The sequence below is a fragment of the Jannaschia sp. W003 genome (genome assembly GCF_025144335.1).
In the GTDB taxonomy this organism is placed as follows: Bacteria; Pseudomonadota; Alphaproteobacteria; order Rhodobacterales; family Rhodobacteraceae; genus Jannaschia.
The window spans coordinates 603,904-615,581 of the sequence record NZ_CP083539.1 but is presented as its reverse complement, the minus strand read 5'-3'; the positions used below and the strand labels follow the sequence as shown (position 1 = coordinate 615,581).

The 11,678-nt window shown below is 72.0% G+C and carries 13 protein-coding genes; 7 read left to right on the top strand and 6 right to left on the bottom strand.

Annotated elements, in window-relative coordinates; genetic code table 11:
* Nucleotides 1–2 precede the first annotated feature (2 nt).
* Nucleotides 3–1,298, bottom strand: a complete 1,296-nt coding sequence (mnmE, locus tag K3554_RS02860; protein WP_259943262.1) for a tRNA uridine-5-carboxymethylaminomethyl(34) synthesis GTPase MnmE — start codon at nucleotides 1,296–1,298, stop codon at nucleotides 3–5.
* Between the two features lie 4 nt (nucleotides 1,299–1,302).
* Nucleotides 1,303–2,613 (bottom strand): transcription termination factor Rho, encoded by a 1,311-nt coding sequence (gene rho / locus K3554_RS02855; protein WP_259943261.1) that lies wholly within the window; start codon nucleotides 2,611–2,613, stop codon nucleotides 1,303–1,305.
* A 510-nt stretch (nucleotides 2,614–3,123) separates the two neighbouring features.
* Here rho and K3554_RS02850 point away from each other — a divergent pair.
* The 4 genes from K3554_RS02850 to dnaQ are packed head-to-tail and all read left to right on the top strand — an operon-like array spanning nucleotide 3,124 to nucleotide 5,742.
* Nucleotides 3,124–3,705 carry a nucleoside triphosphate pyrophosphatase gene (locus tag K3554_RS02850; RefSeq protein ID WP_259943259.1) on the top strand — a complete coding sequence of 194 codons (582 nt, stop codon included), beginning with the start codon at nucleotides 3,124–3,126 and terminating at the stop codon, nucleotides 3,703–3,705.
* Nucleotides 3,702–4,499: a shikimate dehydrogenase gene (locus K3554_RS02845; RefSeq protein ID WP_259943257.1), complete on the top strand. Its 798-nt coding sequence runs from the start codon at nucleotides 3,702–3,704 to the stop codon at nucleotides 4,497–4,499. The genes K3554_RS02850 and K3554_RS02845 overlap by 4 nt, the downstream gene beginning before the upstream one ends.
* Nucleotides 4,496–5,065: a dephospho-CoA kinase gene (gene coaE / locus K3554_RS02840; protein ID WP_311200360.1), complete on the top strand. Its 570-nt coding sequence runs from the start codon at nucleotides 4,496–4,498 to the stop codon at nucleotides 5,063–5,065. The genes K3554_RS02845 and coaE overlap by 4 nt, the downstream gene beginning before the upstream one ends.
* A complete protein-coding gene (gene dnaQ, locus K3554_RS02835; RefSeq protein WP_259943255.1) occupies nucleotides 5,062–5,742 on the top strand; it encodes a DNA polymerase III subunit epsilon in 681 nt (226 codons plus the stop codon). The genes coaE and dnaQ overlap by 4 nt, the downstream gene beginning before the upstream one ends.
* A 31-nt stretch (nucleotides 5,743–5,773) precedes the next feature.
* Here dnaQ and secB read toward each other — a convergent pair whose 3' ends face one another.
* Both secB and K3554_RS02825 read right to left on the bottom strand, forming a co-directional pair.
* Nucleotides 5,774–6,220, bottom strand: coding sequence for a protein-export chaperone SecB (gene secB / locus K3554_RS02830; RefSeq protein ID WP_259945756.1), 447 nt, complete (start codon nucleotides 6,218–6,220; stop codon nucleotides 5,774–5,776).
* A gap of 193 nt (nucleotides 6,221–6,413) precedes the next feature.
* Nucleotides 6,414–6,935, bottom strand: coding sequence for an FxsA family protein (locus K3554_RS02825; protein ID WP_259943253.1), 522 nt, complete (start codon nucleotides 6,933–6,935; stop codon nucleotides 6,414–6,416).
* 87 nt (nucleotides 6,936–7,022) lie between these two features.
* On the opposite strand from K3554_RS02825, the gene K3554_RS02820 reads away from it, so the two are divergent.
* From K3554_RS02820 to K3554_RS02810, 3 genes are read left to right on the top strand one after another with little or no spacing between them, the layout of a single operon-like run.
* Complete coding sequence (locus tag K3554_RS02820; RefSeq protein ID WP_259943251.1) at nucleotides 7,023–7,688, top strand: Tim44/TimA family putative adaptor protein; 666 nt, start codon at nucleotides 7,023–7,025, stop codon at nucleotides 7,686–7,688.
* A gap of 1 nt (nucleotide 7,689) precedes the next feature.
* Complete coding sequence (locus K3554_RS02815; protein ID WP_259943248.1) at nucleotides 7,690–8,568, top strand: MltA domain-containing protein; 879 nt, start codon at nucleotides 7,690–7,692, stop codon at nucleotides 8,566–8,568.
* Nucleotides 8,565–9,164 carry a Smr/MutS family protein gene (locus tag K3554_RS02810; protein WP_259943245.1) on the top strand — a complete coding sequence of 200 codons (600 nt, stop codon included), beginning with the start codon at nucleotides 8,565–8,567 and terminating at the stop codon, nucleotides 9,162–9,164. The genes K3554_RS02815 and K3554_RS02810 overlap by 4 nt, the downstream gene beginning before the upstream one ends.
* Here the strand turns inward: K3554_RS02810 and K3554_RS02805 are convergent.
* Both K3554_RS02805 and hslU read right to left on the bottom strand, forming a co-directional pair.
* Nucleotides 9,126–10,382 (bottom strand): MFS transporter, encoded by a 1,257-nt coding sequence (locus K3554_RS02805; protein WP_259943220.1) that lies wholly within the window; start codon nucleotides 10,380–10,382, stop codon nucleotides 9,126–9,128. The genes K3554_RS02810 and K3554_RS02805 overlap by 39 nt on opposite strands.
* The gene (gene hslU, locus K3554_RS02800; protein WP_259943218.1) at nucleotides 10,379–11,677 is read right to left on the bottom strand and encodes an ATP-dependent protease ATPase subunit HslU; all 1,299 of its coding nucleotides are present in this window, start codon (nucleotides 11,675–11,677) and stop codon (nucleotides 10,379–10,381) included. The genes K3554_RS02805 and hslU overlap by 4 nt, the downstream gene beginning before the upstream one ends.
* Nucleotide 11,678: the final 1 nt, after the last annotated feature.

Sequence of the window (11,678 nt, the reverse complement as noted above, 5' to 3'; positions counted from 1 at the left end):
CCCTACTTCCCGATGCAGAAGGACGAGAAGATTTCGCCCAGTAGCGACTCGACGTCCACCGTGCCGATGACCTGATCGACGGCACGTATCGCCACATAGATTTCGTCGAGAACCAGTTCAACGCCAGCGTCCTCGACCATGCCCGCGGCGGCGCGAAGATGCCGGGCACCGCGCTCGAACGCCTCGCGCTCGTAGGTGCGGGTGATCTCGCCCATGCCGCCGACGCGGGCGGACAGGGTGTCTTCGATCCGGGCGAGGAGGGGGGTGATGCCGTCACCGGTGCGGGTGGAGATGGGGAGCGCGTCATTCGATGCGTCCCCTCCGAGGTCGCTCTTTGACCGGACGCGAATGTCGCCCGTGCGGAACAGATCGTCCGTGTCCCACGTGTCCCGGTCGGAGACATGGATGCGCAGGTCCGCCCCCTCGGCCCGTTCGCGCGCGCGCGCGACGCCGATCCGCTCAACGGTCTCGCCGGTCTCGCGCAACCCGGCGGTATCGAGGACGGTGACGAGGAAGCCGCCGACGTCGAGCCGCGCCTCCAGGACGTCGCGCGTGGTTCCGGCGACGTCCGAGACGATCGCCGTGTCACGGCCGGACAAGACGTTGATAAGGCTAGACTTTCCGACGTTCGGCGGGCCGATCACGGCAACCTCGAACCCGTCGCGCAGCGCGCGGGCGGCGTCGAAGCCGGCGACCTCGCGCTCCAGCCCCTCGGCCACCTCCGCCAGCCGCGCGGCGAGGCCGGCGGTCACGTCCGCGGGCAGATCCTCGTCGGCGAAGTCCACCGTCGCCTCCAGCCGCGCAGCGATCTCCACCAAGCTGCGGCGCCAATCGCGGAACCGCGCGCCCGTCTCGCCTGACAGGCGGCGCATGGCGGCGACGCGCTGGCGCTCGGTCTCGGCCTCGAGCGCATCGGCCAGCCCGTGAACCTGGGTGAGGTCCATGCGGCCCGCCTCCAAAGCGCGGCGGGTGAACTCTCCGGGTTCGGCGGGGCGGGCGAGGCCCGTGGCAGCGACCGCGGCCGTCACAGAACGGACGATGGCGGGACCGCCGTGGAGGTGCAACTCCAGGACCGGCTCACCGGTGAAGCTGGCCCCCTCCTCAAACCGCAGGGCGAGCGCCTCGTCGATCAGGGCCCCGTCCGCGTCCCGCACCTGCACGCGGCTGGCGAGGCGGGGCGGGGGCAGGCGGCCCACGAGCGCTGCGCAGATCGCGTCCGCGGCGGGGCCGGACACGCGCAGCACCGCGATCCCCGCCCGGCCCGGCGCGGTGGCGAGGGCGTGGATCGTCTCGCGCATGGCTTCAGGAGTTCATGGAGTCGAAGAAGTCCGCGTTGGTCTTGGTCTGCTTCAGCTTCGAGATCAGGAACTCGATCGCGTCGGTGGTGCCCATCGGGTTCAGGATACGGCGCAGCACGAAGGTCTTCTGCAGGTGGTTGGGATCGACCAGCAGATCCTCCTTGCGGGTGCCGGACTTGAGGATGTCCATCGCCGGGTACACGCGCTTGTCGGCGATCTTGCGGTCGAGCACGATCTCCGAGTTGCCGGTGCCCTTGAACTCCTCGAAGATCACCTCGTCCATGCGGCTGCCGGTGTCGATCAGGGCCGTGGCGATGATCGTCAGCGAGCCGCCCTCCTCAATGTTGCGCGCGGCGCCGAAGAAGCGCTTGGGGCGCTGTAGCGCGTTGGCGTCGACGCCGCCCGTCAGCACCTTGCCCGAGGACGGGACCGTGGTGTTGAAAGCGCGGCCGAGGCGCGTGATCGAGTCGAGCAGGATCACCACGTCGCGCTTGTGCTCAATCAGGCGCTTGGCCTTCTCGATCACCATCTCGGACACCGCCACGTGGCGCGTCGCGGGCTCGTCGAAGGTGGAGGCGATGACCTCGCCCTTCACCGACCGCTGCATGTCCGTGACCTCCTCGGGGCGCTCGTCGATGAGCAGCACCATGAGGTAGCATTCGGGGTGATTGGTCTCGATCGACTTGGCGATGTTCTGCAGCAGCACCGTCTTGCCGGTCCGGGGCGGCGCCACGATCAGCGCGCGCTGGCCCTTCCCGATGGGGGCCACCAGGTCGATGATCCGGGCCGAGCGGTCCTTGGTGGTGGGATCCTCGATCTCCATCGTCAGGCGCTCGTCGGGGTAGAGCGGCGTCAGGTTGTCGAACGAGACCTTGTGGCGCGCCTTCTCGGGGTCCTCGAAGTTAATCGAGGTGACCTTGGTCAGGCAGAAGTAGCGCTCGTTCTCGTCGGGCGCCTGCAGCAGCCCCTCGACAGTGTCGCCGGTCCGCAAGCTGTGGCCGCGGATCACGTCGGGGCTGAGGTAGATGTCGTCGGGGCCGGGCAGGTAGTTGGCCTCGGGGTTGCGCAGGAAGCCGAAGCCGTCCTGCAGCACCTCGAGCACGCCCTCGCCCATGATCTCCCAGCCCTCGTCGGCCCGCTCGCGCAGGATCGAGAACATCAGCTCGCCCTTGCGCATGGTCGAGGCGTTCTCGATCTCGAGCTCCTCGGCCATGTCCACCAGCGCCTTGGGCGAGGTGGCCTTCAGATCCTTGAGGTTCAGGCTCTCGACGGTCTCGGGGGCGTCGTCGGGGGTGGGGGTGACGTCATCGCGCATGGCATGCGGCTCCACGGGGCGGGCGCTAGGAGCGCTCGCGGTCATCTGGGGTCGGGAAACGGCCTGTGGACCAGGACGGCCCGCCGTTGGACCGGTGCTAGGCGGGGCGGCCCCCCAAGTCAATCGCCCGGATCCTCCCCCTAAATAAAGGAAAAGAGAAAGAAGGATGTAGTGGTTGAAGCGCTGAGTTGCGGGGACAACCGCGCCGTCCACACGCTGTGGGCGGACGGGGGGAGGGGCGCGCCGTGCCCCATCCCGGCCCCTGAGCGGAATCCGGCGCGGCCCGCGGGGATGGGGCGCGGACTTGTGGGCGGGGCTGTGGAAAGCGCCGGGACGCCCGGTCCCGCCCGGCCTCCCGCCCACGGGGGGTGGGGAGGAACCGGGGCGGTGGGGGAATCGTGGACGGAAGGGCGGCTTCTCCCCCGTCCGGACCCCGAGGCGGTTTGCGCCCGCGCCGTCCCCCCTCTACTCATCCCCAATCCCACCGGGTTCTCCACGGAGCCGTCCCCAATGCTGACCCTCGCCTCCGCCTCCGAAGCCCGTGCCGCGATGCTCCGCGCCGCCGGCGTCGAGGTCGCGATTCGCCCCGCCCGCCTCGACGAGGACGTGGTGCGCGCCGCGCTCGCCGCCGTGGACGCGCCCGCGCGCGACGTGGCGGACACGCTGGCGGAGATGAAGGCGACGAAGGGCGCGCGGCCCGGTCTGGTGCTGGGCGCCGACCAGGTTCTGGCCCACGGGCGGGCGATCCTGGGCAAGCCCGCGACGCCGGACGAGGCGGTGCGCCAGCTCCACGCCCTGCGCGGCGGTCAGCACCGGCTGCTCTCGGCCGCCGTGATCGCCGAGGACGGCCGGCCGGTCTGGCGCCATGTGGGCGAGGTGCGGATGGTGATGCGCGACCTCTCGGACGCCTACGTGGAGGCCTACGTCGAGCGGAACTGGGAGAGCATCCGCCACTCCGTGGGCGCCTACAAGTTGGAGGAGGAGGGCGCGCGCCTGTTCCACAAGGTCGACGGCGACTACTTCACCGTGCTGGGCCTGCCGCTTCTGGCCGTGCTGGATCACCTCGCCGAGCGCGGGCTGATCGAGACATGAGGCTGGCTGCCGTCATCGGCGATCCCATCGCCCACTCGCGCTCGCCCCGCCTTCATGGCCACTGGCTGCGCCGACACGGGATCGACGGGGCCTATGTGCCGCTGCGGGTGCGGGCCAGGGAGCTGGAGGACGTCCTGCGGATGCTGCCCCGGCTGGGCTTCGCGGGATGTAACGTGACGCTGCCCCACAAGGAGGCGGTGTTGCGGCTGGCCGCCGAGGCGACGCCGCGCGCGCGGCGGATCGGGGCGGCGAACACGCTGACGTTCCGCGACGGGGGCTTCGAGGCCGACAACACCGACGCCTACGGGTTCACAGAGAGCCTGCGCGCCGGCGCAGCGTGGCGGGCGGACCGTCCGGCGGTGGTGCTGGGGGCCGGGGGCGCGGCGCGCGGCGTGGTCGACGCGCTGGTGGAGGCGGGCGTGCCCGAGGTGCGGATCGCCAACCGCACGCGCGCCAAGGCCGAGGCGCTGGCGGAGGCCTTTCCGCGCTGCGTAGCGGTGGGCTGGGTGCCGCCCGTGGAGGGCGCGGGGCTGCTGGTGAACACCACGAGCCTCGGCATGACGGGCCAGCCCGCGCTGGAGGTGCCGCTGGACGGCCTGCCCGCGGACGCCGTGGTCTGCGACATCGTCTATACGCCGCTTGAGACGCCATTGCTCAAAGCGGCCCGCGCGCGGGGCAACCCGGCGGTGGACGGGCTCGGCATGCTGCTGCACCAGGCCGTGCCAGGCTTCGAGCGGTGGTTCGGCCTCCGCCCCGAGGTGGACGATGCGCTGCGGCGGGCGGTGCTGGGGTGATCCTCGGGCTCACGGGCTCCATCGGCATGGGCAAGAGCACCACGGCGGCGATGTTCCGCGAGGCGGGCGTGCCGGTATGGGACGCGGACGCGGCGGTGCACCGGATGTACGGGCCGAATGGTGCAGCGGTGGCGCCGATCGCGGCTGCGTTCCCCGGCACGGTTCGGGACGGCGCCGTGGACCGCGACGCGCTGCGGACGGTCGTCACGCGCGAGCCGGACGCGCTGGACCGGTTGAACGCCATCGTCCACCCGCTCGTCGCCGAGGACCGCGCGGTGTTTCTCGTGAAACATCCCCGGCGCCTCGTGGTCCTCGACGTGCCGCTGCTGTTCGAGACCGGGGGCGAGCGGTACTGCGACAAGGTCGCGGTGGTCACCACCGACGCCGCCACGCAGGCCGAACGCGTCCTCGGACGAGGCACCATGACCGAGGCCGAGTTCCGGGCGATCCTCGCGCGGCAGGTGCCCGATGCCGAGAAGCGACGGCGCGCGGACTACATCATAGAGACGTCGACGCTTCGTACGGCACGAGATAGGGTAGCAGAGATCATCGCGGAGCTGTCATGAGAGAGATCGTCCTCGACACCGAGACCACCGGCTTCGAGCCCGAGAGTGGCGACCGCATCGTCGAGATCGGCGCCGTGGAGCTGGTGAACCACGTGGTGACCGGCGAGGTCTATCATCAGTACATCAACCCCGAACGCTCCATGCCCCAGGGCGCCTTCGAGGTGCACGGGCTGGGCGACGACTTCCTGCGCGGCTTCCCGACCTTCAAGGAGATCGGGCAGGCGTTCCTGGACTTCATCGGCGACGCCAAGCTGGTGATCCACAATGCCGCCTTCGACATGAAGTTCCTGAACGCGGAGCTGGAGTGGATGGGCCTCGCGCGGCTGCCCGCCGACCGGGCTGTCGACACGCTGGCCATCGCGCGTTCCAAGTTCCCCGGCTCGCCCGCCTCGCTGGACGCCCTGTGCCGCCGCTTCGGCGTGGACAACGCCGCGCGCACCAAGCACGGCGCGCTGCTCGACAGCGAGATCCTGGCCGAGGTCTACCTAGAGCTGATCGGGGGCCGGCAGCCCGGCCTGACGCTGGCGGCCACGGGGCGGCGCGATGCGGGCGACGAGGCCTGGCGCCCGCGTCCGCGGCCCGCACCCCTCGCGCCGCGCATCACCGACGCGGAGCGTGCGGCGCACGAGGCGTTCGTCGCTTCCCTGGGGGACGCGCCGCTCTGGCGCCGGACGTGAGGGGGCGCCCCCGCGCGGGGGCGCCGGGCCGTCAGTTCGTCGGGGCCTTCGCGGCCTCGGCCTGCGCGCGCTGCGCGAGCTGCTGGCGGTAGAGCTGCATGAAGTCGATCTGCTCGAGGTTCAGCGGCGGGAAGCCGCCGTCGCGGGTCACGTCGTGGACCACGCGGCGCACGAACGGGAACAGCATCCGCGGGCACTCGATCAACAGGTAGGGATGGAGCTGCGCGTCGGGCACGTTCGCGATCGCGAAGATGCCGGCGTAGTCCAGCTCTAGCCCGAAGATCACCGCATCGCTGTCCTTGGCCTTAGCCTCGACCTTCAGCTTCACGGTGACGTCGTACTGACCGTCGGCCTTGCGCTTGCGGGCATCCAGCCCGACCTGCACGCCGATGTCGGGCTGCCCGTCCGAGGTCACGCCCTTCTGGGCGGCGATGTTCTCGAAGCTCAGATCGCGGATGAACTGCCCCAGGATCTGCATCTGCGGCTGGGCCTGCTGCTGCTGGCCCTCGCCGGCGGCGGGCGCGTTCTCGGATTGCGGGGCGGCGGCGCCGTTCTCGGCACCGGTCTCGGGCGTGGTCTCGTCGGCCATGGGTCTCTCCGGGGTGATGGGTCGGCGCCCGTGCTAGCAGCGGCGCGCCGAAGCGGCAACGCGGGGAGGGGTCGGCGCGCCGTCAGTCGCGCCGGGTCCAGCCCGAGGGCGGGGCGTCGGGGTCGTGCGGCACCTCCTCCCAGTCGCCCTCCAGCACTTCGCCGCGCGCGGGGCGCTGCGGAGGGGCGGCGCGGCGGGGGTCGATGCGCGGGTCGGCGGGGGTGGGCCGCCCGTCCGGCCCCACCGTGAACCGCGCCGCCGTGACGCGCCGCGCGACGAAGGCCATGGCCGCGTCGCGCACCGCAGGCACCAGCAGCGCGAAGCCCACGGCGTCGGTGAAGAAGCCCGGCGTCAGCAGCAGCAGCCCCGAGGCGAGGATCATGGCGCCGTGGGCGAGCGGGCGCGTGGGATCGCGCAGCTCCGTCAGCGATCCCTGCACCTCGCGGATCGCCGCCAGCCCCTGGCGGCGCACCAGCACGGTGCCGAGCATGGCCGTCAGGATCACGATCAGGAGCGTGGGCCACAGCCCCAGCCATCCCCCGACCTGGATGAACAGCGCGATCTCCACGATCGGCACGGCGACGAACAGCGCGAACAGCCACATGGGCGCGGACCTCCGGTTCCCTTGACCCCTTCGCGCCCTTACATATGTCCGAGCCTTGATCTACCAAGGCGGGGGCTCGCGAGAAGGATGGATGACGCCGTGATACAGCTGTTGGTGCTCGCCGCGATCGCGCTCTTCCTGATCGTGCGGCTGAAGAATGTGCTCGGCACCCGCACCGGGTTCGAGAAGCCGCCCGCGGTGGACACGGCGCCCTCGCGCCGCGCCCCCGTGCGCCGCGACTTCGAGGTGATCGAGGGCGGCCCTGACCGCGACATCACCGACCACGTCGAGGACGGCTCCGACAGCGCCAAGGCGCTCGCCGCCATGAAGCTGGCCGAGCCGGGCTTCGGCGTCACCGACTTCGTGTCGGGCGCGCGGCAGGCCTACGAGATGATCCTCATGGCCTACGAGAACGGCGACCTGGCCGCGGTGCAGCCCTTCCTCGGCGAGGAGGTGTACGAGGCGTTCCTGGGCGTCATCTCCGAGCGCGAGGACAAGGGCCTGCGGGTCCACGCCAACTTCGTGGGCGTGCGCGAGACCAAGCTGACCGAGGCCACCTTCGACCGCGACACCCGCGAGGCCGAGATCACGATCCGGTTCATCGGCGAGCTGACCTCGGTGGTGAAGGACTCCGAGGGCCGCATCGTCGAGGGCGATCCGAACGAGATCAAGAAGCAGCGCGACGTCTGGACCTTCGCGCGCGTCATGGGTTCGGACGATCCGAACTGGAAGCTGATCGCCACGGGCGAATAGCGTGCGCGGCGCGGCGGAACTGCGCTGGTCCGACCTCCGGGGCTGGGAGGCGGACGATCACGGCGCCGCGCTCCGGGCCCTGAGCATGGCGCCCGGGCTGGAGATGCCCGAGGGCGACCCCCGGCGCTTTTTCGAGGAGCGCTTCACCCCCTGGCTGCTGCCCGCCGCCCAATTCACCGGCTACTTCGAGCCCGAGCTCGACGGCGCCGCCGAGTGTTCCGACACCTTCCCCGTGCCCGTCCACGCGCCGCCCCCCATGGGCATCGGCGCCCCCCGCGCGCAGATCGAGGCCGAGGACCTCCTTCGCGGCCAGGAGATCGCCTGGCTGCGCGACGAGGTGGACCGCTTCTTCCTGCAGGTGCAGGGCTCGGGGCGCATCCGGCTCGCGGATGGCGGCGTGCTGCGCGTGACCCACGCCGCCAAGAACGGGCACCCCTACCGCTCCATCGGCCGCATCCTCGTGGAGCGCGGCGTGTTCGCGCCCGACGCGATCACCGCCGACGCCCTGCTCGACTGGCTGCGCGAGGACCGCGCGCGCGGCGTGGCGCTGATGCGCGAGAACCCCTCCTACGTGATGTTCCGCGCGCTGCACGACGCGGGCGACGGCGGGCCGCCGGGCACGCTGTGCCCCGTGACCGCGGGCCGCTCCATCGCGGTGGACGCGAACGTGATCCCCCTCGGCCTGCCGGTCTGGATCGAGTGCGACGCGCCGCCGGCCGCGGGCGGGCCGATCCGCCGTCTGGTGGCCGCGCAGGACACCGGCAGCGCCATCGTGGGCGTGGGCCGGGCCGATCTGTTCTTCGGCACGGGCGAGGAGGCGGGCCGCATGGCGGGGGCGCTGAACCACGGCGGGCGCATGGTCGTGCTCCAGCCGCGATGAAGCGCCTGAGCGAGTCCGACCGCCGCGCCTGGGAGGCCTACCGCACCACCGCCGACCCGCTGGAGCGCTCGCGCCGCGCGCTGGCCGTGCCCGACCGTCCGGGCGTCGACCCCGACGGGCCGCCGCACGCCGCCCCGAAGCGCGAGGCCCGGCCCCTGCCGCGCTTCCGGATCGGCCAGAAGGCGCCGCCCCCCGCGCCTCGCCACGACCTCGCGCCCTCGGTGCGCGATGCGGTGCGCGGCGCGCCCGTGGCCATGGACGCCCGCGCCTTCCACCGCCTGCGGGCGGGCAAGCTGCGTCCCGACGCCAAGCTCGACCTCCATGGCATGACCCTGGAGCGGGCGTTTCCGGCCCTCCAGGGCTTCGTGATGCGGGCCAACGCCGAGGGAAAGCGCCTCCTGCTGGTGGTCACCGGCAAGGGCAAGCGCCGCGACGAGGGCGGGCCGATCCCGACGCGCACGGGCGTGCTGCGCCATCAGGTGCCGCAGTGGTTGCGGATGCCGCCCCTCGCGCCGCTCGTGCTGCAGGTGGCCGAGGCGCACCGCAGCCACGGCGGCTCAGGCGCCTACTACGTCTATCTCCGACGCTCGCGGTAGGCGCCCCCGCACGCCGTTCAGGGCCAGGGCTGCCAGCGCCTGCGCCGCCAGCATGTAGAGTGCGATGCCCGGCATCTGCGCCGGGAAGTCCCAGCCGAGGTCGATCAGCGCCCCCGTCAGTCCCGGCCCCAGTGCCGAGCCGAGCACCATGATCGCCGCTGCGAGCGCCTTGATCGCACCGAGGTGGCGCGTGCCGTAGAGCTCCGCCCAGAGTGCGGTGACGAGCGTGCCCTGCGCGCCCACCCCGAGGCCGAATACCGCGAGGGCGAGGGCGGCGTGGGGCAGGGTGGTGGCCCATGCCATCAGGGCGAAGCCGACGATGAAGGGCAGGAGGTAGACCCTCACGATGCTGACCGCGCCGAAGCGGTCGATCAGCCAGCCCGAGCCGAGCATCGCGGCGATGGTCGTCGCGGTGAACAGGGGCAGCAGCGCCACGTAGTCCACTAGCGCCCAGCCCTTCGCGCCTGCCAGATGGACCTGGTGGAAGAACAGCGCGGTGCCGAAGGCGGGCGGGCCCAGCAGCAGCGGCACCAGCAGCCAGAACAGCGGCGCGCGCAGGAGCGCGGCGCGGGTCCAGTGGACGCCGTCGAGGCCCGCGGCCTCGGAGGCGGCGGCGGCCTCGGCGGGGGTGCGCTCGAAGCGCAGGAGCGCGAGGATGGGGACGGCGGCAAGAAGGGCCAGCACGGCGGCCACGACCCAGAGGGCGCGCCAGCCGAAGGTCGGCTCGGCGGCCACGAAGGCGACGGGCAGCACCGCCTGCCCCAGCGCGAAGCCGCAGGCGGCGATGGCCAGCGCCCGCCCCCGCCCGCGCGTGAACCAGCGCGCCATGGCCACCGCCGAGAGGTGGCTCATCATGCCCTGCCCGGTGAAGCGCAGCGCGAACACGGCCAGCACCAGCAACGTCCAGTGGCCGGCGCCGGCCATCAGCAGGCACGCCCCCGCCAGCCCCGCGCAGACCCACGCCGCCAGGACGCGCACCCGCAGGCGGTCGGTCAGGGAACCCGCGAAGATCATGGCGCCCGCCGAGAGGATCGTGGCGGCGGCATAGAGCGCGCCCCAGCCGCCGTCGCTGAGGCCATATTCGCGCATCACGTCGTCCGCGAAGAGCGAGACGAAGAAGGTCTGCCCGTAGGACGACGTGAAGGCGATCAGCATGCCCGCCGCGAGGGCGCGGGCATTGGCCCGCAGGAACGTCCCCAGCGGCGGGGCGGCGCTCAAAGCACGTACCGGGACAGGTCCTCGGAGGCGGCCAGTTCGGCGAGGTGGCGCTCCACGAAGGCGGCATCCACTTCCACCGCGTCGCCGGAGCGGTCGGGGGCCTCGAAGCTCAGGTCCTCGAACACGCGCTCCAGCACGGTGTGGAGCCGCCGCGCGCCGATGTTCTCGAGCGACCCGTTCACCTCGGCGGCGATGCGTGCGAGCGCGGCGATGCCGCCTTCGGTGAACGTGACGGTCACACCCTCGGTGCCCATCAGCGCCGTGTACTGGCGCGTCAGGGCGTTGTCGGTCTCGGTGAGGATGCGCACGAAGTCCTCTTCGGTCAGCGCGCGCAGCTCCACCCGGATCGGCAGGCGGCCCTGCAGCTCAGGGAGCAGGTCCGAGGGCTTGGCCACGTGGAAGGCGCCCGAGGCGATGAAGAGGATGTGGTCGGTGCGGACCGCGCCGTGCTTCGTGGACACGGTAGTGCCCTCGATCAGGGGCAGGAGGTCGCGCTGCACGCCCTCGCGGGAGACGTCCCCGCCGCGGGCGTCCGACCGCGCGCAGACCTTATCGATCTCGTCGAGGAACACGATGCCGTCCTGCTCCACGGCGCGCACCGCCTCGCGCTTCACGGCCTCGTCGTCGAGAAGGTTGTCCGCCTCCTCGGCGAGCAGCACCTCGTAGGAGGCGGCCACGGTCATGCGCTTGCGGCTCCGGCGGCCGAAGGCCTTGCCGAACAGCTCCCCGAGGTTCGGCATCTGGCCCGCGCCGGGCTGGCCGGGGATCTCCATGCCGAGGGGGTTCGAGGTGTCGGCCACTTCGATCTCGATGACCTTGGCGTCCAGTTCGCCCGCGCGCAGCTTGCGGCGGAACGCCTCGCGGGTGCCCTCGCGGGCGTCCTCGCCGGCGAGCACGGCGATCACCCGGTCCTCGGCGGCGCGGTGGGCCGCGTCCTTGACGTCCTCGCGCATGTGCTCGCGCACCATGGCGACGGCCGCGTCCACGAGGTCGCGCACGATCTGCTCCACGTCGCGGCCCACGTACCCGACTTCGGTGAACTTCGTGGCCTCGACCTTCAGGAAGGGCGCGCGGGCCAGCTTGGCGAGGCGGCGGCTGATCTCGGTCTTGCCCACGCCGGTGGGGCCGATCATCAGGATGTTCTTGGGATACACCTCGTCGCGCATGGCGCCCTCGAGGCGCTGGCGGCGCCAGCGGTTGCGCAGGGCCACGGCCACGGCGCGCTTGGCGTCCCGTTGGCCGATCACGAAGCGGTCGAGTTCGGAGACGATCTCGCGGGGGGTCAGGTCGGTCATG

Coding starts and splice junctions, on each gene's coding strand:
- mnmE (WP_259943262.1), bottom strand. CDS start 1,298: ATGCGCGAGACGATCCACGCCCTCGCCACCGCGCCGGGCCGGGCGGGG.
- rho (WP_259943261.1), bottom strand. CDS start 2,613: ATGCGCGATGACGTCACCCCCACCCCCGACGACGCCCCCGAGACCGTC.
- K3554_RS02850 (WP_259943259.1), top strand. CDS start 3,124: ATGCTGACCCTCGCCTCCGCCTCCGAAGCCCGTGCCGCGATGCTCCGC.
- K3554_RS02845 (WP_259943257.1), top strand. CDS start 3,702: ATGAGGCTGGCTGCCGTCATCGGCGATCCCATCGCCCACTCGCGCTCG.
- dnaQ (WP_259943255.1), top strand. CDS start 5,062: ATGAGAGAGATCGTCCTCGACACCGAGACCACCGGCTTCGAGCCCGAG.
- secB (WP_259945756.1), bottom strand. CDS start 6,220: ATGCAGATCCTGGGGCAGTTCATCCGCGATCTGAGCTTCGAGAACATC.
- K3554_RS02825 (WP_259943253.1), bottom strand. CDS start 6,935: ATGTGGCTGTTCGCGCTGTTCGTCGCCGTGCCGATCGTGGAGATCGCG.
- K3554_RS02820 (WP_259943251.1), top strand. CDS start 7,023: ATGGATGACGCCGTGATACAGCTGTTGGTGCTCGCCGCGATCGCGCTC.
- K3554_RS02810 (WP_259943245.1), top strand. CDS start 8,565: ATGAAGCGCCTGAGCGAGTCCGACCGCCGCGCCTGGGAGGCCTACCGC.
- hslU (WP_259943218.1), bottom strand. CDS start 11,677: ATGACCGACCTGACCCCCCGCGAGATCGTCTCCGAACTCGACCGCTTC.